Below are 19,424 nucleotides of genomic sequence, written 5' to 3'. Positions count from 1 at the left end.
AAAAAAGAACCAAATGAATATTTAAACACTATTGAAGAGAAATGGAAAAGGCACAACTAATTTATTGTGTTGGTTGTGCCGTCTAAGAAAAAAAAAGGGGAGGAGTATAACGAATTGGTTTTAAATCCATCTATTTATGTGTTAGGTGATCAGTTCGTAGCAGTTTTTATGGTTGAAATGGAAGGGGATATCGCAAAAGTAGAATGTTTGTTTGAAAACGAATCGATTGTTGATTATACAATGGAGTATAACGGACCAATAGAAAAAAGAGATGAAATTTTAGAAGCTGTGTTAAAAGAGGCACAAAAGACGATCAAACAGCATCTGCAACACGTAAATAGATGATCGTTCGGATTCATTTATCACATCTTTACCACGTGTAAAAAAGGATAAGGCTTTCTCAAAGCCTTATCCTTTTTTTCTTTTTAAGTCATCTAGTACACTATTTTTCCATAAAGGTGTGTTTGTATGATAGGCGGCACGGCTAATTAAATGGCCTGCAACCGGTGCCGTTAAAAAGACAAACACGACTCCAAGAAGGACTCTTGCATTAATATGCCCTGTTATGATCCAAAAGTATAAAAAGACACCGAGCATGATCGAAATCACACCAAGTGTAGCCGCCTTTGAAGCAGCATGATTTCTCGTATAAACATCAGGTAACCGTAAAATTCCGATTGCCGAGAGTAAATTTAAGATAGCTCCCTGGAGAATTAAATAAGCAATGATAATTTTACTGATCACGATCATTTTCAATAATCTCTCCCTTCTCTAGGAACTTGGCAATCGCAACAGTTCCGATAAAGGCTAAAATCCCCAGAAGTAAAATGACATCTAAAAAAGCATTTGTATCTAAAACAACAGAAATTATAGCCGTAATTCCTATTAAATTAATGCCAATAGCATCAAGTGAAATAGCACGATCTGGAATGGATGGACCTTTAATGAGCCGAATGATTACCAATAATGAGGATACCGCAATAATGGCTAATGATACAATTAATACGGTTTGAAACATCATCGGCTCACCTCCTTAATCGCTTTTTCGAAGCTGTTCTTTATGTCCATACGGACTTGGTCTACATCATCGATATCCATCGCATGAATGTATAACGTTTTGTTATCATCGGAAACATCTACTACTAGCGTTCCAGGTGTTAAGGTAATTAAGTTCGCTAATAGTGTAATTTCCCAATCTTTTTCAAGTTCTGTTTCTAGGGCAAAAATGCCAGGGCGCATAGTTAATTTTGGTGATAATATAACCTTTAAAACAGCAATATTCGATAATACAAGCTCTTTTAAAAAGATAAAGATGAGCTTGATAACGGCTATCACATTATATAAGTAAAATCGTCTAGGAAAGAATCGTCTTAAAGCGAAAATAATGAGTAAGCCTAAAACATAACCGATGAAAAAGCTTGATCCTGAATAATCGTTTTGTAAAAACATCCAAATAAACGCAACAAAACCATTTAATAAAATTTGAAATGCCATATGATCCTACTCCTTTAAAACGGCTTCGATATAAATAGATGGGTCAAGCAACGTTTCAGATGCTTGTGTGACATATGGGGAAACCATCTCGATGGACAAACCATATAATATAGAGATCGTAAGTAAAATGGCAATCGGTAATAGTAAACCTTTCGTAGAACCTTTCTCTTCTTCCTTCGTTAAAACTTGCTCATTCCAGAAGCCGTTTATGAAGATTTTCATCACTGAATAGAGAACAAATAAACTCGAAAGTAATACAACGAAAGCGAAAACGTATTCGTTATTTTCAAATCCAGACTGTACGATTTTTAGTTTCCCGACAAAGCCGCTCAATGGTGGTATTCCTGCTAAGGCAAGAGCCGCAATAAAGAACATCCAGCCCAAAAATGGATGGTTTTTAATGAGTCCTCCCATTTTGCGAAGATTACTTGTACCTGTAATGACGATCATCGCTCCTACAAGTAAAAATAGAGCTCCTTTAATGATCATGTCATGAATAATATAATAAATCGAACCTTCAATACCAGATTTGTTCAACATGGAAACACCGAATAAAATAACACCAACTGCTGTAATAATGTTGTAAATAATAATTTTACGAATATCCCAGAAAGCAATGGCCCCAATTACTCCGAAAAGAATGGTTAATATCGCTAACCACGCAATGATTTCGTGGGTAAAAGAAGTGTCGTGAATAAAAATGAGCGTAAAAACTCTAGTAATCGAATATACTCCGACTTTTGTCAGCAAAGCACCGAACAAGGCAGTAATGGCTGAAGGAGGAGCTTGATAGGAGCCTGGCAACCAGAAAAATAATGGAAAAATGGCTCCTTTTAAACCAAAGACAATCAGAAACATGATAGAAATCACGGAAATGATTCCTGATTGTCCCATTTCAGCTACTCGAACACTTAAATCTGCCATATTTAATGTTCCTGTTACAGCATATAAATAAGCAACAGAGATGACAAAAAGAGCCGAAGATATCACATTTACTAATATATATTTTATGGATTCACGTAATTGGACTTTTGTATTTCCGTGAACGATTAAAAAGTAGGAAGCCATCAGCATAACTTCAAAAAAGACGAATAAGTTGAAAATATCGCCAGTTAAAAACGCGCCAGAAACGCCTGTTAATAAAAACATCACTCCAGGGTAAAAGAAGAATTTTTCTCTTTCAAGCCCAATTGAGCGAAAGGCAAATAGCAAACAAGCAAATACGATAATGTTGGTCGTTAATACGAGTAAACTGGAATACATATCCGCAACTAGCACAATTCCAAACGGTGGCTTCCAGTTGCCGATTTCCAATGTTTGAATGCCTTCATGATAAACAGCTTGAACAATAGATGCAGTGATGACAATTCCTATTAAAGAAGACACACCACTTAACCATTTTTGAATCGTTATTTGTTTGTTTAAAAAGATTAGCAAAATCCCTGTTATCAATGGCAATATTATTGGTAAGATGATGAAATTGTTCATTTTTGATCATTTCCCCTTAATTGTTCCATATCGTCAGTTCCAAGTTCTTGATAAGAACGATAAGCAAGGACTAAGAAAAACGAAGTAACGCCAAAACTAATTACGATCGCAGTCAAAATGAGCGCTTGTGGCAATGGATCAACATAAGATTTGGCATATTCACTAAGTAATGGCACCGTTCCTTGTTTTAAGCCACCCATTGTTAAAATCAAAAGGTGGGCGCCATGACTTAATAAGCCTGTACCAATAATAATTCTCAATAAGCTTTTGGAAAGCATTAAATATGTAGCAGCCATGAACAACATTCCAGATACAATGGACATTAAAATTTCCATTATTCCGTCTCCCCAATCGTTTGAATAATGGTCATCGTTACCCCGATTACGACGAGGTAAACACCTAAGTCAAAAAGAACTGCTGTTGCAAGTTCGGTATCACCTAAAATGGGCAAATGAAAGTACCCGAACGTATGCGTTAGAAAAGGAACTCCGAAGAAAAAGGAGCCAGCCCCTGTCATAACAGCGATGAAAAGCCCAACTGCCGCCAACTTAATATAGTTGACTGGCAAAATCTTTTTCACTGTCTTTACATCATAGGCTATGAGTAAAAGGACAATCGCAGAGGATGTCATTAATCCTCCAATAAACCCTCCTCCAGGTGCATTATGTCCCGAAAAAAAGAGAAATAGTGAAAAAATCATAATGATAAATAGAACGATTTTTGTGATCGTTTGTAAAATGATATCATTCGTTTTTCTGTTCGTTTTTTTCAACCTTCGTCCCTCCTTAAAAGGCGGAGCTGAATCATACTATAAATGGCGAGAGCAGCAATACCTAAAACGGTAATTTCAAACAGTGTATCGAAACCACGGAAATCTACGAGAATGACGTTTACCATATTTTTTCCACCGCCAAGCTTATAGCTATTTTCGATAAAGTAGGAGGCAATCGATTCATGTGTACGTTCACTATTTGCGGAGATGGCAATGATGGTTACGATCACTCCAACCCCTAATGAAATGATGAAATTCACAAGGCGAAAACGCAATTTCTTTTCTTTCCGTTTTAACTCTGGCAAGTGGTAAAACGCAAGTAAAAATAATGCTACTGAAACGGTTTCAATGATTAATTGCGTCAACGCTAAATCTGGTGCACGAAAAAGCACGAAAAATAAAGAAAGTGAATAGCCTACAGAACCTAAAGCAATAATCGCCGTTAAACGCGAACGGGATAACAAAGTAGTAATAGCTCCAGCAACCATAACGATTGCTAAAATGACCTCGTATATACCAACTGGTGCTGTTTTGCCAATATCAAATGAAAAGGCACTTTTCACGACGATACTCGTTCCAACTAACAAAATCATGGAGGCAAAAATATAGACTAAATAGTCGCGAATAAACCCTGTCATATAAAAGCGTGTAAAAGCATTTGTTGAATGATCAAGCGTAATTAAGGATGTATCATACAGCTTATTTAATGTCAGTTTTCTAGGCAGTAAATCGTAAATCTTTTTCCATTTCGGTAATGTTTTATAAAGTACCGTACCAAGTGCAATGACACCTAAAGTCATATAAAGCTCTGGGTTTAAGCCATGCCACATTTCAATATGAACGTGGAAACGATCATTTTCTGCTAATAAGCTTGGTAGAACAGATGCCATTGCTGGTTCGATTAGCGTGTAGGACAATAAATCTGGGAAGAATCCAAATATGATCACTAGCGACGCTAGCACAATTGGTGGTATAAGCATTCCAATTGGCGCTTCATGCGGCTTTTTCGGTAATTTTTCTTTTTCAAGCTTCCCGGTAAAAGTTTTAAATACTAACAGCATACTATATAAAAATGTGAACACGCTTCCTACCCATGCGAGAACAGGAAGTAAGATTCCCCACGTTTCTACCGCAAATATATCCATTTGCAACACACGTAGCATACTAGTAAAAAACATTTCTTTACTTAAAAATCCATTAAAAGGAGGTAATCCGGCCATGGAAAAGGAGCCGATAATCGCAATCGTAAACGTAATAGGCATTAAGCTCATTAAGCCGCCTAGCTTACGGATGTCACGTGTACCTGTTTCGTGGTCGATAATCCCAACAACCATAAATAAGCTTCCTTTAAATGTTGCATGGTTAATTAAATGGAAAATGGCGGCAAGTGTTGCGACTGTGTAAAATTCAAAATTTTCGTAATGCAAAGCGGCAGAGCCAACACCGAGCAGGGACATGATCATCCCTAATTGACTGACCGTTGAAAAAGCTAAAATAGCTTTTAAATCCGTTTGTTTCACAGCATTAAAGCTTCCCCAGAATAATGTGAAAATTCCGAATAGAGAAACAAACCAAAACCACTCTGCACTAATAGCAAAAATAGGGCTGAGGCGAGCGACTAAATAAATCCCCGCTTTTACCATTGTGGCGGAATGTAAATAGGCGCTGACTGGTGTTGGCGCTTCCATTGCATCTGGTAGCCAAATGTAAAAAGGAAATTGTGCTGATTTCGTAAAGGCACCGAGTAAAATTAAAATCATCGTTGGAATAAATAAACTATTTTCTACAATTAAATGACTTTGAGCAATTGTTTCACGAATACTAAAAGTACCTGTCATTAAATAAAGCAGGATAAAGCCACCAAGCATCGACAATCCGCCGAAGACTGTAATAAGCATCGATTTTTGTGCTCCGTAACGAGACTTCTCGCGATGATACCAATATCCAATTAATAAAAATGAAGAAAAGCTAGTAAGCTCCCAAAATGTATAAAGGACAATCGTATTGTCAGATAGGACAACCCCTAACATTGCCCCCATAAACATAAGGAGATAAACATAAAATGTATTTAACTGTTCTTTTTCTTTTGATAAATAATAAATGGAATATAAAACGACGAGCGATCCAATACCGGTAATGAGCAAAGCAAACAATAATCCTAATCCATCGACATATGCAGTAAAGTTAATACCTAAAGATGGGATCCACTCAACTGTTTCAGTAATAGTTTTTTTATGCGAGCCATTTAACAAAAGCTGTAAAAAATATAGAAAAAGAACAACAGGGACGAATAGTACAAACCAACCTGTATGTATTTTCGAGAACGCTTTATATAGTATCGGTACGAGAATAGCAAACAAAAATGGAGCCAATATTGCCCAATGTAAAAGCGTCATGAAAAAACCTCCTAACATCCTCACTCTCCGACAATTTTCTACAAAATTCATTATAACCGATGTTTTTCCCATTGCCTAATGTGTTTTTTATTATTTACGGTTTTACTCGTGCCTATGTTCGGAAAAAATTAGCGGAGAAATTAATTTCAAGTTCACATGACCATAAATATCGTAACAAATTTTTTTCAAAATGTATATTTTTTTTGCTTTTTTTGCATGATACTAATGAGGTGGAAAAAATGACGAAAAAAGTCGCAGTGGCTTTTTTAATATTTGCCACGATGTTTGGATTTGCATGGCTAATGCATGAAAATACAAAGCGGATTTATGTAGATACCTTTGAAAAACAACTAATACCAGAACAGATGAACACAGATGCAACGATTTCAACATATGTTGAAAATCAAGTTGTTTTCGAGCGCTTCGGACCGAGAGAATATATTCGCATTATGTCACAATAATTAATATCACATCCCAGCTCCTTCTATTTTGAAAGAAGGGGCAATTTTTTGTACTCCATACATTTTTCATTAAGCTAATTTTGACATTACAAGTCTTTAAAACTGTTAAACGACTACAGCGTTTCGCTAAAAATCAACCTATTTTTTCCGAGGATCGTTTTTTAGTGCCATTCTAACTTTTCTATGCCCTTCATCTTGTTTAAACCAACTTATTTAGAGCTCCAACATAAGTCTACCATATGAACCGATTGTTCATGGCTCCTATAGTTTGAATAACTTCGTGGGAAAGAGCACATATTTTAAAAAAATTATTATTTTATGGAAATATAAGATAATTATTCAGTCGAAATGATATAATGTTAATAAAAGGATAGAACTGCCTTTGTGACCTATCGTGCAGAGCCTCGAAGCGATGTTGCGCTCCAGCTTTCCGAGTAAAGCTAGAATGAAAGGGGGCGATTTTTTGACGACGGGACATCACCATATTTTTATTGATTTTGAATTTACGATGCCAGATCATAAAACGTCACCGAAAGGTTTTTTCCCAGAGATTATTGAGGCAGGAATTGTAATCGTTCATCAAGATGCTATTGTCCAAACTTATTCAACTTATGTCAAACCAACATTTTTTCCTTTGCTAACAGAACGATGTAAAAAATTTTTGCGAATTTCTCAAGAGCAAGTGGATAAAGGACTTTTATTTCCGGATTTTATTCGAAAGCTAAGGGAAATCGTTCATAAGGACGAGTATACTATTGTTACGTGGGGAAATATGGATATGAAAGTACTTCGCCAAAATTGTCAAATGCATCGAATACCATTCCCGTTGAAGAGTAAAGAGTTAGACTTATCAATGGAATACAAAAAGTTTTTCGGTGATCGAAATCAAATCGGTCTTTGGAAAGCGGTTGAGGAATACGGAAAAGAAGGCACAGGCAGTCATCATCGTGCTTTAGACGATGCTCTTACAACATATAAAATATTTCAATTAGTTGAAAAAGATAAGCAATATTTAGCAAAACCAAAACCTACTACAATCGGTGAAAGAATTGATTTAACGAAAATGTTAGGGAAATTAGCAACTTAAAGGCCAACTATTTTGTTTTGTTAGTTGGCCTCGCTTTATTTAAAAATTATAATGTTGTTCTAGGCGTTGTAAACATTGTAGCGATATTAAAGCCCATTCACTTTGATCTTGCTCTAACTCTTCTTTTAGTGCGAATAGAGCGTTTTTTAATGAACGGTTATAATCGGGAACTTCCCCTTCATAACGGCGCACCATTTGCTTTGGGATATTTGTTTGTTCATGATAGCTTAACGCCTTTCGTTCATGGAAAAACGGTACATTTGCTTGCTTCGGATGATGAAGATCCCCTTGCATCGGATGTTTTAATACGGCCTTAATTTTTACTAAAAAATGATGAGGCTTAATTTCTGTAATTTCCCCTATATATTTTCCTGTTTTATAAATACCTGTTACAAGATCACCTACTTGAAACTCCATCCTTTTCACTCCTGATTGAATTGTTGTTTATATTTTATCATATTAGAACAAGCTTGAAATGATATATGAGAATTCCAATAAAATAGTACTTCCCAATGATTTATTTACCGTTTATAATCCTATTGATGACGTCATCTCATCAAATTTTCTAATTTTATTTGAGAGGACAGGGATGTAGAATTGTACGTAAGCTTTAATCCTTATCGTACATTAGGGATGAACAATGTTCGTTATATTAAACCTGAAAGCATGTTTCAGCATATAGATGAAGTGAAGCAAGCGGAATATGTGTTATTTCCAGAATATTGGCAAGTTAATACGATTTTTTATGGGCTAAAAAAGAAAATTTTCCCATCTATTTCCACTTATCATCTAGGTCATACAAAAGTAGAGATGACCCGTGTGCTTCAGGCCACGTTTTCAGAAAATGTTCCGTTCACACTTATTCGAGCAAACACAACTTTGAACCGAGAGGAAATATTAGACACTTTTTCCTTTCCGTTTATTGCAAAGGATATTCGCAATTCTATGGGACGTGGAGTTTATTTTATTCGTCATGAAAATGATTTTTCGAAATATTGTGAAACCCACGAAGTTTTATATGTTCAAGAATATTTACCAATCGAAAAAGATATGAGAATTGTTTATGTTGGTGATCAAGTCATTGAATCGTATTGGCGGGTTAATGAACAACATGAGTATTTAACAAATGTATCACAAGGTGGAATCATACTATATGATCATGTGCCTCTAAAAGCGATTCAATTAGTGGAAGAAATCGCTCGTGTTTTGAATATTAATCATGCTGGATTTGATGTAGCAGAAGTAGATGGTCATTTTTATATATTTGAGTTTAATGTTTTTTTTGGAAATACAGGACTTAGAAATCCGCATTACCATCAATATATTTCCGATTACTTGATGAAGGAAGGCAGCGTTTTGCGCCCTGCCAATTAATGAAGGACAAACCATTGCGGTTTGTCTATTTTTTGGATAGGGATTGAATGCCTGTTTTCTATTTTTCGAGACATTTTGATATAGTATATATATAAGATAAGCTATTTGAAAGGTCGTGGATTTATGATATTACCATTTATTCTTTATTTTCCAGAGGACAAAAGCGATTACATTTCTGCTTTTGTACAAATGGTGCCGTTCCTTATATTAGCGATTGCGACTTTTTGGTTTTTGATCCGCATTTCGAAAAAAGAGGAAAAGAAAGCGGATGAACTTTTTAAGAAGCTGTCGGAAAAAGACCAGCAAGAATAAAATGCATATAATCCTTCTTTTCTGCAAACAATTCAAATAAAGAAAGGTTTGCGGAGGATATTTATGCGTACTTATATAATTGTTTTGCTGGCAATCAGTATCTTATCTGGGTGTGTAGAAGATGATATGACTAAAATGAGTGTTGAACTGTTTAATCAGGACGGTGATTCATTAGGTACGATTGAGTTAATTGAAGAAGCGGATGGTTTAGGCTTAACTATTCTCTTAGAAGGATTGCCGCCTGGAGAGCATGGGTTGCATATTCATGAAAAAGGAGTATGCAAGGGTCCTGATTTTATTCGTGCAGGTGATCATTTTAATCCTGATGAAAATAAACATGGTTTACTGCACCCAGAGGGAGCTCATGCTGGTGATTTGCCAAATATTATTGCCGACGAAGATGGGATAGTTGATGCGAAATTAAAAGCGCCTAAATTAACTTTAAAAAAGGGTGTAAAAAATTCGTTGCTAAAGCAGGATGGTACGGCAATTATTATTACGGAAAATAAGGATGATGGAATGACGCAGCCTGCCGGCGATTCTGGTGAACGGATCGCTTGCGGCGAGATTACCGAAGATGAAGCAAAACGTCAAGATAAAAAAGAAGTGCCGTCAGAAGAAAAGAATGCGTCGTCATGACGTATTGTCGTCATGACGTATTTTTTAAGGAGGAAAAACCGGCGAAATTTTCGCCGATTTTTTTGTTGTATTACGTGAAAGCCTTTTTCAAGCGATTTAAACCGTCTTCAAGTGTTTTACGCGGACAAGCAATATTCATTCGTACAAATCCTTCTCCGTTTTTTCCGTATTTACTTCCTAGCTCTAATGCTAATTTTCCTTTATTTAACAAAAGATCTTTTAGTTCTTTTTCCGATTTATTCAGATTGCGGCAATCGATCCAAACTAAATATGTAGATTGTGGACGAATAACCTTTAACTGAGGGATTTCGTTTTGAATAAACTCTTCTAAAAGCTTTACATTTTCTTCTAAGTAGATTAAAAGATTCTCTAACCATTTTTCCCCATACTGGTAAGCAGCTTCCATTGCGGTAATCCCTAAAGTATTTAAGGAAAAAGAGCCTTGCTTTTTTTCAAATTGTGTAAAGGTTTGGCGAATGTTACGATTAGGTATAATGATGACAGCAGCTTGTAGGCCAGGAAGATTAAACGTTTTACTAGGTGCTATACATGTAATGCTATTTTCCGCAAAACGATGGTCGATAGAAGCAAATGGTGTATGTTTAAAATCGAACAGCATTAAATCTGAATGAATTTCATCAGATATGACCATAACATCATATTTTAAACATAATTCACCTATTTTCGTTAATTCCTCTTTTGTCCAAACTCGTCCACTTGGATTTTGCGGATTACATAAAAGGAGCATTTTTACTTTTTTGTCCATTAATTTTTGTTCTAAATCTTGAAAATCTATTTCATATTGTCCATTATTTAAAATTAATCGATTTTCTACAACCACTCGATTATTTAAAGAAACCATGTCGAAGAATGGGTAATAGACAGGTGGTTGAATAACAATATGATCTCCTTCCTCTGTGAAGGCGCAAATGGCAGAACTTAATGCTTTTACAACCCCTGTGGAAAATTCTATGTAAGAGGGAGAAATGTCCCAGCCGTGTCTCTTATAGATCCATTTTTTAATGATGCGCTTTGTTTCCGAGCTAGGAAATGTATAACCGAAAATTCCATGTTCAACTCGTTTGATTAGAGCATCAATTACTGGTTTTGGAGAGGGAAAATCCATATCTGCTACCCACATTGGTAATACATTTTCATCTCCAAAAAGTTTTTTCGTCATATCCCATTTGACAGACGATGTTCCTATTCGATTCACCACATAGTTAAATTCATCCATTTTGACCACCTCTTCAACAACGTATTTGGAGGACAACTATTTTCTTTTATCGTATCTATGGTAAAATGACAAAGCAAATAAAATGGTATTAAAGGTGATGCACTTTGGAAATGAGAAAAGCTAATGAAGAAATGATTGCATTGCTTTGCCAATGGGATCCGCTCGGCTATGGAGAAGATGCTTATGAAACGGAAATCGTTGATGTCATAGAAGCTGTCCATCGTTTGAATCACGCTTTGAAATTAGCGAAAAAAATCCAATCCATTTATGAATTCTCTTTTGAAGAAATAATTCCTCTTTCTGAATGTGAGAAAATAGCCAAGAAATTATTGCGTATAAAACACCATATTTCATGTGATCTCTTTTGAGACGAGACTGTCAATCAATAAAAAGATGACCAAAAAGAACATGTTGTTCTTTTTTGATCAATCTCTTTTACGTAAGACAAAAATCAAATATGAAGTTTGAAACGTGATGAGGTCTTTCTTCTGGTACTAAATGTCCAGTATTTCGTATAGAGATAAAGTCTGAATTCGGTAAATCTTGATAAAGCCTTTTTCCAATCTCAATGGGGACAATGCGATCTTCCTCGCCCCATATTAATAAGCTAGGGATTTGTATTTTCTGCAGCTCCTCAGAAGGTAAATCACCTTCTAAATCCCGGATCATTTTTGTTAAGGCGCGGAAAATGGCGTTGTCATAAAACGGTTCTACATAGCCTTTTATCATTTCTTGATTAATTAACGAGTGGTCATGAACAACGTCACATAAACTTTTCCAAACCCCTTTATTTTTGAGCCGGCGTCTAATAATAAGCGAAAAATACGGTAAATATGAACTGATAATTAATGTTGGATGGGAGCGTTTCCTATACCCTGAACTGCAAAGCAGCACAATTTTTTGAAAAAGATCTGGCTGTTTATTGGCAGCATATAATAAGATTTGTCCTCCCATTGAATGACCAACCGCATACGCTTTTTGAATGTTTAATCTTTGCAAAAGATCGATAATGACTTTTGCCATATTATAGTATGAATAAGTAAATCGAGTAGACTTTTCCGTTTTGCCAAAAGGGGGAAGGTCTATGGCAATAATATTGAAATGGCTGGTTAACAAGGGGATCAGCTTTCTGAAACTAAATGTTGATGATAAAAAGCCATGTACTAATACCATCGTTGGGTGAAAGGGATCTTTAATATATTTTTCAAAATGGATGTTAATTCCTTGAATTTTCATTTTATTGTCGACACGATGTTGCAATTTCCTATATACTCCCTTCGTTAATTTTTGCTTATTTTTCCCGTTATTTTTGAAATTACTCAGGCGTGTTGATTAACCAATAAAAACCAGTTGAGATGGCTCTATTTCTAGCTTTTCTGCCGGAGTCGGCAAGCGAATCGCTTGCCGACTGGGCATGCTATACGCATGCACTTCTCGAACAAGAACATCAGCGGCCAAATTCATTTGCCCGCTAGTGTTCTTGTTCGAGGGATGTGGCAGAAAAACATGTGTTCAGCCATACGATTCTGTATGTTTAAGTAAAATAATGGATAATCAACACTAGTGGAAATTACATATAAATTTTTTTAAAAGTGCTTAAAGAAATATATAGTCGTGTTATAATTATCTGAAAGGTATATTGGGGGAAATGAGGATGAAATTAACAGAGAAAGAAACAGAAATTTTGGAAATATTAGAAAAGGATAGTCGATTGACTACCGAAACGATCGCTAAAATGATTGATTTATCAGTAGAAGAAACAGAAACTTTAATAAAAAGATTGGAAGAAAGAAGAATTATCGTCGATTATTCGACAACTATTGATTGGAAAAAAGTTGATGGCCATGAAGGGGTTACCGCCATGATTGATGTAAAAGTCACACCAAAAAGGGGAGTTGGCTTTGATGAAATTGCGGAAAGAATTTACCGTTTTAAGGAAGTTAAATCCGTTTATTTAATGTCAGGGGCATATGATTTATCTGTTACAATCGAAGGGAAAACGATGTCTGATATCGCACATTTTGTTTCGGAGAAGCTTTCTACACTTGATTCTGTCATCTCGACAACCACTCATTTTATTTTAAAAAAATATAAACATGATGGGAAAATTTTTGATCAAGATGACCGAGATAATCGCATCGTGGTGTCACCATGAAAACTTTAAATAGCTACATTTCAGACACGGTAAGAACCTTAAAACCTTCTGGTATTCGCAAGTTTTTTGATTTAGTAGCAAAAATGGATGGGGTAATCTCTCTAGGTGTGGGAGAGCCAGATTTTGTGACTCCGTGGAATGTGCGTGAAGCATCTATTTTATCATTGGAACAAGGATATACCGCTTACACTGCCAATGCAGGCATTGTTGAGCTTCGAACAGAAATTAGCCGTTACTTACAAAAACGATTCCACCTTCAATATGATTTTGAAAGTGAAATATTAGTTACCGTTGGTGCTAGTCAAGCATTGGATATAGCCTTTCGAGCGATTTTAAATCAAGGTGACGAAGTGTTAATTATTGAGCCTTGCTTCGTTTCCTATGGTTCATTAGTTACCCTAGCGGGAGGAAAGCCGATTAGTGTTTCTACTTCTGGAGATGAGGAATTTAAAATTAATCCATATTCTTTAAAAAAATATATAACTTCGAAAACGAAGGCAATGATCTTATGTACACCGAGCAATCCGACAGGTACGGTATTATCAAAACGAGATTTAGAGGAAATTGCAAAAATTGCGAAAGAACATGATTTAATCGTAATTGTCGATGAAATATATGCAGAACTTACGTATGATGAACCATTTACGAGTTTTCCGAGCTTACCGGATATGAAGGAGCGCACGATTTTAATTTCCGGCTTTTCGAAAGCCTTTGCCATGACGGGATGGCGTTTAGGGTATATTGCAGCTGAATGCGATCTTTTACAGGCCATGCTTAAAGTTCATCAATATTCGGTTATGTGTGCACCGACAATGGCGCAATATGCGGCAGTAGAAGCATTAACAAATGGAATGGAAGAAGTAGAGTTTATGCGAAAAAGCTACAAGAGAAGGAGAAACTATTTTGTTAAGTCTTTAAATGAAATCGGGTTGCATTGTCATATGCCTGGCGGTGCGTTTTATGCCTTTCCTAGCATTCAAAATACGGGAATGAGTTCAGAAGAATTTGCTGAAAGGTTGTTGGTGGAGCAAAAAGTGGCTGTTGTTCCAGGAAACGCCTTTGGTGAAAGCGGAGAAGGATATATTCGTTGTTCCTATGCTTCTTCCATGGAACAGCTGCAGGAAGCAATTAAACGAATCAATCACTTTGTTCAATCTCTTTCATAATGACCAGCTAGTTAGCTGGTTTTTATTTATTATATCCATTTTATACATAATTCAAATATAGCGATGATCAATAGACTTTTTTTGATTATTTGCAGAAATATGATATAATTTGAAATTGCGTATTACGGGAGTGTAAATTTTAATTATAGGAGTGTTTTCATGGGCAATAAATTTGAAGTCGGAACAATTGTAGAAGGTAAAGTAACAGGTATTCAACCATATGGGGTGTTCGTTTCCCTTGATGAAGAAACACAGGGACTTGTTCATATTTCAGAAATTACACATCAATATGTGAAAAACATTCAAGATCACTTAAAGGTAGGAGACGAAGTTAAAGTTAAAATATTAGCAATTGATGAGGATAGTGGTAAAATTAGTCTGTCCATACGTGCAGCAAAGGAGCCGCCAAAAAGAAATCGTACGAAAAAACGGATCGGAAATGCTAAAAAATCAGAAAAAACACCTGCTGGATTTAATACGTTAAAGGAAAAATTACAAGAGTGGATCGAACAATCTAAGCGAGAGGACTTAATTAAAAAATAATTCAAAAAAACTCATAGGCAAAACGCCTATGAGTTTTTTATTGAAAAAACCATCAGATTTAAAACCTGAAGCCCTTACCGTGCTTCAGGTTTTGGCTCATTTCGAGCAAACTCAGCGGCTGGTTTAAATAATAATCCAAGATTAATTAAACCAGCAATCCCAACAATACCATACACTATGCGGGATAAAGCAGAAGCTTGTCCACCAAAAATAGCAGCAACTAAATCAAATTGAAAAAATCCAATTAGTCCCCAATTAAGAGCCCCAATAATGGTTAGAACAAGGGCAATACGTTGAATTGCACTCATGAAGCTACCTCCTAATTTTTTGTACTTCAAGTTTAATTTGCGAAAATATCATAAAAATATGCGTGAAAGAACTTTTTTCATGAGATTTTTTTCAGTTATTTTGCATGTGTTCGATTTTTTTGAAAAAAATGAATAAAAATTAAATCCGCTTACATTGACAGGCTTGGTTGATTTACATTGTTTATTTCGATAAAGTGAAATTAGAGTAATAAATTTAATAATTTGGAGGAACGAGAAAACATGACACATGTTCGTTTTGATTATTCAAACGCTTTATCTTTTTTTCAAGAGCATGAACTTACATACTTGCAAGACTTTGTGAAAGTGGCGCATCATTCCATTCATGAAAAAACAGGTGCTGGAAGTGGCTTTTTAGGTTGGGTTGATTTACCGAACAACTATGATCGTGAAGAATTTGCTCGCATCCAAAAATATGCAGAAAAAATTAAATCTGATTCTGATGTACTACTTGTTATCGGTATTGGAGGGTCCTATTTAGGTGCTCGTGCAGCGATTGAAATGTTAAACCATTCCTTCTATAACACTCTTCCAAAAGAAAAGCGCCAAACACCACAGGTCATTTTTGTTGGAAACAACATTAGCTCTACATACATGAAAGACGTTATGGATTTATTAGAAGATAAAGATTTTTCCATCAACGTCATTTCAAAATCTGGTACAACGACAGAGCCTGCAATTGCGTTCCGTCTTTTCAAAAAAATCCTTGAAGAAAAGTACGGAAAAGAAGAAGCTAGAAAACGTATTTATGCGACAACTGACCGTGAACGAGGCGCTCTTAAAAAACTTGCAAACGAGGAAGGTTATGAAACATTTACTATTCCAGATGATGTTGGTGGGCGTTACTCTGTTTTAACAGCTGTCGGTTTATTGCCTATTGCGGTAGCTGGTGCGGATATTGAAGCGATGATGAAAGGTGCTCAAGATGCGAGCCGTGATTTTGGCAAATCTGAATTAATGGAAAACCCAGCTTACCAATATGCAGTTGTCCGTAATGTTCTTTACAATAAAGGAAAAACAATTGAAATGCTTATTAACTATGAGCCAGCTCTTCAATACTTTGCAGAGTGGTGGAAGCAATTATTTGGTGAAAGTGAAGGAAAAGACCAAAAGGGTATTTTCCCAGCTTCCGCAAACTTCTCAACAGACTTACATTCACTTGGACAATACGTTCAAGAAGGAAGAAGAGATTTATTTGAAACCGTATTAAATGTTGGAAAACCCCGCCATGAATTAACCATTGAAGAAGATGCTGATAACTTAGATGGCTTAAACTATTTAGCAGGAAAAACGGTTGATTTTGTGAACAAAAAAGCATTTGAAGGAACGATGCTTGCGCATACAGACGGCGGCGTGCCAAACCTTGTTGTAAACATTCCTGAATTAAACGAGTATACATTTGGTTATCTCGTCTATTTCTTCGAAAAAGCATGTGCAATGAGCGGGTATTTAATGGGCGTAAACCCATTTGACCAACCAGGTGTTGAAGCTTATAAAACAAATATGTTTGCTCTATTAGGAAAACCTGGATTTGAAGAGAAAAAAGCAGAACTTGAAAAGCGTTTGAAATAGCAAAAAGGCTTCACCTTTAAGGTGAGGCTTTTTTTTATTGTTTAGGATTATAAATTTACAACTTGTGGACTACATGGTCATAGTTGGTTTTTTGCCTAGCCCCGGGCGTTAGCGGCTAGCAAACTTCCCATTTCATCTGTACGATAAGTCAACATCAACTCAACGATCGCCTGAGTTTCCTTTATCTCCTACTGAAAGGTCTTAGTTTGTACGCCGCTAAGCGGGGCGCTTGCGCTTTTCTTATTGGGGGGTTATTGAATACGATCAAAAAAACCTGTCTAAATATCAGCATGGCTAATGAGCATGAAATAAAACCCAGAAGTAAATGATAAAAATGAAAATGATTCAAGGAAGGAATGGTTCGATGATTGAAATACGATCAAAGGTTGAAGGAAAAGAATTTAATCTATACAAATTAGAGCAAGAATTAAAACCGCTTGGCTATGTCATCGGGGGGAATTGGGAATACGATCATGGTTATTTAGACTATAAGATAGATGATGAAGCTGGCTATCAATTTTTGCGCATTCCCTTTCAAGCGGTAGACGGACAACTAGACTCGAAAAATGCTACAGTCCAACTCGGGCGTCCTTTTTTATTGTCACATCAATACCAAATGGGGTTAGATGACCATGCGAATATTGGGAACTTTTCTGCTTCCATTAATCAATTTTCAGAGCCAGAAGACGCTGATGCAACGTTTCCTGAAAAATATATTGAGTTAGGAAAAACACTCGTAAAAGAACTAGAAAAAGTATTATTAGATCGTTAGCTTTTGATAATCAGAAGTTCATCATCTTGTAATAATATGTAGTGTCGGGGAGGATTTATAACAATTTCCTCTCCTCTTTTTATGCCAAACAATATTTTTTCGCATTCGAACAATTGATCATGTACTTCTTGAAACGTTAAACCGACTAGTTCATTTTGAATACGTTCTAGAGTCGTGTAGGTGCCATTTACCGGACTTAATTCCATTAAGATTTGTGAATATTGAGGTGGAGAAAGAAAGCTGGAGATCATGACATGGCTCGTTAATTGATAAGATTTAATCATTTCATCAGCACCAGCTCGCAAGGCATTATTTGTTTGAGTTTCAGTTAAGATTTCACAAACGGTGTAAACGGAAGGGTTTAATCCTTTGACAGCAAGTAAAATAAGGATAGTCTGCATATCTGCATATTGTTCATTTTTATGTTGGTCAGCGGTTATGAAAACAGACTGTGCCTCTTTAATATTTGCACGTTCCAATATACGATCGTTGGCTGGCTCTCCTTTTATAAAATGAATTTTTTCTTCCAAATAGGGGGATGAATTTAGAGAAGAATCAATTAGCACAATTGAATGAAACGGTCGATGTTTACGAAGCATTTTGACTAGTTCATTTGCTTTTTCATTCCATCCGATGATAATCACATGCTGAGAACCTGTAAACGGTAAGCTTCCGTCAATTCTGGCATTTTGCTTTTTTACAGTTGAAGCGGATAGAGAAGAAAAATAAGCCGTAATAAAACTTGCGCCAATGAAAATCATGACCATACCAAGAATACGGCCAGCTACTGTTTTTGGAGCAAAATCACCATAACCTACTGTTGAAATGGTTACAAGTGACCACCAAATCCCTTCAAAAGGAGTTGGAAATTGGTCAGGTTCTAATTGGGAAATCGTAAAGCCAAATGTTAAAATAATCATGAACACAATAATAGAAATTCGGAGATATAGAGGCCATTTTAAATATTGAATCCACAATTTGCTTATTTTCATAAAAATCTCATCTCCTTACTCTTTTATAAATGAAAAAATTTCATGTATAATCGTGTTAATTTTCTTTTCTACAGTTTCTTTCCCGTACACCGAAATAGCGCTTCGAATTGCTTTTGTTGTCTCCTCTGAAAATTCGATTAGCTTTTCATCTACTTCCGATTCATTGTACAATTGAATAAAGATATCTAATGCTTCATTCATTTTGTCAATCGAATCACTTAATTGATTTTTTTCCTCTTCGGTTACTCGCATATTATCACCTCATCATTTAGTTAGTATGTGCAGAAACAAACAATCATTTCAAAAAAAGGCTGTTTTCGTACACATGTTGTTCTTCGACTGTCCATAAACCGAACCAAGCACGTGGTCGGACAAATTCCATTTGCGACAAGCGACTTTTGTTCGGTTAGTCACGCTACAGCGTGACATAAGAAGCGTATCGATTGCTTGACAGTCGAAAAGCCACAGTTAGGCAACACCCTTTTAGAAAAGAGCCAAAAAATACAGTGAAACTTTTTGAAGTTTTGATCGTATAAAAAAAGATGAAAGGAGCATTCCTGTTAGAAGTTTTTTCGGGGACTTGAATAAAAAAAGCCCTCTTGGTATGATTCGGGGGTGTCAATCGCACGAATTGACCC

The 19,424-nt window shown here is 35.9% G+C and carries 25 protein-coding genes; 12 read left to right on the top strand and 13 right to left on the bottom strand.

Features of this window, described 5'->3' with window-relative positions:
• The first annotated feature begins 114 nt into the window (after window positions 1–114).
• Window positions 115–345, top strand: coding sequence for a hypothetical protein (locus tag J2S06_RS15105; protein ID WP_044893312.1), 231 nt, complete (start codon window positions 115–117; stop codon window positions 343–345).
• A 63-nt stretch (window positions 346–408) separates the two neighbouring features.
• On the opposite strand, the gene mnhG is transcribed toward J2S06_RS15105, so the two are convergent.
• From mnhG to J2S06_RS15070, 7 genes are read right to left on the bottom strand one after another with little or no spacing between them, the layout of a single operon-like run.
• Window positions 409–750 (bottom strand): monovalent cation/H(+) antiporter subunit G, encoded by a 342-nt coding sequence (gene mnhG / locus J2S06_RS15100; protein WP_419152841.1) that lies wholly within the window; start codon window positions 748–750, stop codon window positions 409–411.
• On the bottom strand, window positions 734–1,018 hold the full coding sequence (locus J2S06_RS15095; RefSeq protein ID WP_044893325.1) for a Na(+)/H(+) antiporter subunit F1: 285 nt from the start codon (window positions 1,016–1,018) through the stop codon (window positions 734–736). The genes mnhG and J2S06_RS15095 overlap by 17 nt, the downstream gene beginning before the upstream one ends.
• Window positions 1,018–1,494 carry a Na+/H+ antiporter subunit E gene (locus J2S06_RS15090; RefSeq protein WP_044893310.1) on the bottom strand — a complete coding sequence of 159 codons (477 nt, stop codon included), beginning with the start codon at window positions 1,492–1,494 and terminating at the stop codon, window positions 1,018–1,020. The genes J2S06_RS15095 and J2S06_RS15090 overlap by 1 nt, the downstream gene beginning before the upstream one ends.
• 6 nt (window positions 1,495–1,500) lie before the next feature.
• Complete coding sequence (locus J2S06_RS15085; RefSeq protein WP_419152837.1) at window positions 1,501–2,982, bottom strand: Na+/H+ antiporter subunit D; 1,482 nt, start codon at window positions 2,980–2,982, stop codon at window positions 1,501–1,503.
• Window positions 2,979–3,317 (bottom strand): Na(+)/H(+) antiporter subunit C, encoded by a 339-nt coding sequence (locus J2S06_RS15080; RefSeq protein ID WP_419152836.1) that lies wholly within the window; start codon window positions 3,315–3,317, stop codon window positions 2,979–2,981. The genes J2S06_RS15085 and J2S06_RS15080 overlap by 4 nt, the downstream gene beginning before the upstream one ends.
• A complete protein-coding gene (locus J2S06_RS15075) occupies window positions 3,317–3,754 on the bottom strand; it encodes a Na(+)/H(+) antiporter subunit B (RefSeq protein ID WP_419152835.1) in 438 nt (145 codons plus the stop codon). The genes J2S06_RS15080 and J2S06_RS15075 overlap by 1 nt, the downstream gene beginning before the upstream one ends.
• Window positions 3,751–6,150, bottom strand: a complete 2,400-nt coding sequence (locus tag J2S06_RS15070) for a Na+/H+ antiporter subunit A (protein WP_419152834.1) — start codon at window positions 6,148–6,150, stop codon at window positions 3,751–3,753. The genes J2S06_RS15075 and J2S06_RS15070 overlap by 4 nt, the downstream gene beginning before the upstream one ends.
• A 239-nt stretch (window positions 6,151–6,389) precedes the next feature.
• On the opposite strand from J2S06_RS15070, the gene J2S06_RS15065 reads away from it, so the two are divergent.
• Both J2S06_RS15065 and kapD read left to right on the top strand, forming a co-directional pair.
• Window positions 6,390–6,611, top strand: a complete 222-nt coding sequence (locus J2S06_RS15065) for a hypothetical protein (protein WP_419152833.1) — start codon at window positions 6,390–6,392, stop codon at window positions 6,609–6,611.
• A gap of 463 nt (window positions 6,612–7,074) precedes the next feature.
• Window positions 7,075–7,698: a 3'-5' exonuclease KapD gene (gene kapD / locus J2S06_RS15060; protein WP_419152832.1), complete on the top strand. Its 624-nt coding sequence runs from the start codon at window positions 7,075–7,077 to the stop codon at window positions 7,696–7,698.
• 39 nt (window positions 7,699–7,737) lie between these two features.
• Here kapD and J2S06_RS15055 read toward each other — a convergent pair whose 3' ends face one another.
• Complete coding sequence (locus tag J2S06_RS15055) at window positions 7,738–8,115, bottom strand: kinase-associated lipoprotein B (RefSeq protein WP_419152831.1); 378 nt, start codon at window positions 8,113–8,115, stop codon at window positions 7,738–7,740.
• 180 nt (window positions 8,116–8,295) lie between these two features.
• On the opposite strand from J2S06_RS15055, the gene J2S06_RS15050 reads away from it, so the two are divergent.
• The 3 genes from J2S06_RS15050 to J2S06_RS15040 all read left to right on the top strand — a co-directional run bounded on the left by J2S06_RS15050 (window position 8,296) and on the right by J2S06_RS15040 (window position 10,023).
• Entirely contained in the window at window positions 8,296–9,072 is a 777-nt protein-coding gene (locus J2S06_RS15050) for an ATP-grasp domain-containing protein (RefSeq protein ID WP_419152830.1), read from the top strand.
• A gap of 123 nt (window positions 9,073–9,195) precedes the next feature.
• Entirely contained in the window at window positions 9,196–9,384 is a 189-nt protein-coding gene (locus tag J2S06_RS15045; protein ID WP_044893303.1) for a hypothetical protein, read from the top strand.
• Between the two features lie 57 nt (window positions 9,385–9,441).
• On the top strand, window positions 9,442–10,023 hold the full coding sequence (locus J2S06_RS15040) for a superoxide dismutase family protein (RefSeq protein ID WP_419152840.1): 582 nt from the start codon (window positions 9,442–9,444) through the stop codon (window positions 10,021–10,023).
• A 70-nt stretch (window positions 10,024–10,093) separates the two neighbouring features.
• Here J2S06_RS15040 and J2S06_RS15035 read toward each other — a convergent pair whose 3' ends face one another.
• Window positions 10,094–11,260: a MalY/PatB family protein gene (locus J2S06_RS15035; RefSeq protein WP_419152829.1), complete on the bottom strand. Its 1,167-nt coding sequence runs from the start codon at window positions 11,258–11,260 to the stop codon at window positions 10,094–10,096.
• A gap of 110 nt (window positions 11,261–11,370) precedes the next feature.
• Here J2S06_RS15035 and J2S06_RS15030 point away from each other — a divergent pair, with 110 nt between their 5' ends.
• Window positions 11,371–11,628 carry a DUF1871 family protein gene (locus J2S06_RS15030; RefSeq protein WP_419152839.1) on the top strand — a complete coding sequence of 86 codons (258 nt, stop codon included), beginning with the start codon at window positions 11,371–11,373 and terminating at the stop codon, window positions 11,626–11,628.
• Between the two features lie 67 nt (window positions 11,629–11,695).
• On the opposite strand, the gene J2S06_RS15025 is transcribed toward J2S06_RS15030, so the two are convergent.
• Complete coding sequence (locus J2S06_RS15025) at window positions 11,696–12,496, bottom strand: alpha/beta fold hydrolase (RefSeq protein ID WP_419152838.1); 801 nt, start codon at window positions 12,494–12,496, stop codon at window positions 11,696–11,698.
• 418 nt (window positions 12,497–12,914) lie between these two features.
• On the opposite strand from J2S06_RS15025, the gene J2S06_RS15020 reads away from it, so the two are divergent.
• The 3 genes from J2S06_RS15020 (at window position 12,915) to yugI (ending at window position 15,124) form a co-directional block, all read left to right on the top strand.
• The gene (locus J2S06_RS15020) at window positions 12,915–13,415 is read left to right on the top strand and encodes an Lrp/AsnC family transcriptional regulator (protein WP_044893300.1); all 501 of its coding nucleotides are present in this window, start codon (window positions 12,915–12,917) and stop codon (window positions 13,413–13,415) included.
• On the top strand, window positions 13,412–14,581 hold the full coding sequence (locus tag J2S06_RS15015) for an aminotransferase (protein WP_419152828.1): 1,170 nt from the start codon (window positions 13,412–13,414) through the stop codon (window positions 14,579–14,581). The genes J2S06_RS15020 and J2S06_RS15015 overlap by 4 nt, the downstream gene beginning before the upstream one ends.
• A gap of 159 nt (window positions 14,582–14,740) precedes the next feature.
• Window positions 14,741–15,124 (top strand): S1 domain-containing post-transcriptional regulator GSP13, encoded by a 384-nt coding sequence (yugI, locus tag J2S06_RS15010; protein ID WP_419152827.1) that lies wholly within the window; start codon window positions 14,741–14,743, stop codon window positions 15,122–15,124.
• Between the two features lie 74 nt (window positions 15,125–15,198).
• Here yugI and J2S06_RS15005 read toward each other — a convergent pair whose 3' ends face one another.
• Entirely contained in the window at window positions 15,199–15,432 is a 234-nt protein-coding gene (locus J2S06_RS15005) for a DUF378 domain-containing protein (RefSeq protein WP_419152826.1), read from the bottom strand.
• Between the two features lie 240 nt (window positions 15,433–15,672).
• On the opposite strand from J2S06_RS15005, the gene J2S06_RS15000 reads away from it, so the two are divergent.
• Window positions 15,673–17,022 (top strand): glucose-6-phosphate isomerase, encoded by a 1,350-nt coding sequence (locus J2S06_RS15000; protein ID WP_419152825.1) that lies wholly within the window; start codon window positions 15,673–15,675, stop codon window positions 17,020–17,022.
• Between the two features lie 364 nt (window positions 17,023–17,386).
• Window positions 17,387–17,794, top strand: a complete 408-nt coding sequence (locus tag J2S06_RS14995; RefSeq protein WP_419152824.1) for a YugN-like family protein — start codon at window positions 17,387–17,389, stop codon at window positions 17,792–17,794.
• Here the strand turns inward: J2S06_RS14995 and J2S06_RS14990 are convergent.
• Complete coding sequence (locus J2S06_RS14990) at window positions 17,791–18,786, bottom strand: potassium channel family protein (RefSeq protein WP_419152823.1); 996 nt, start codon at window positions 18,784–18,786, stop codon at window positions 17,791–17,793. The two genes, J2S06_RS14995 and J2S06_RS14990, sit on opposite strands and share 4 nt — an antisense overlap.
• Before the next feature lie 15 nt (window positions 18,787–18,801).
• Complete coding sequence (locus tag J2S06_RS14985; RefSeq protein ID WP_419152822.1) at window positions 18,802–19,038, bottom strand: protein mistic; 237 nt, start codon at window positions 19,036–19,038, stop codon at window positions 18,802–18,804.
• Window positions 19,039–19,424 lie beyond the last annotated feature (386 nt).

Origin of the sequence: Bacillus alveayuensis (assembly GCA_030812955.1) — a bacterium.
GTDB lineage: Bacteria > Bacillota > Bacilli > Bacillales > Aeribacillaceae > Bacillus_CB > Bacillus_CB alveayuensis.
Note: the sequence above shows the minus strand (reverse complement) of the source record. Positions and strands in the feature narration are given on the sequence as shown.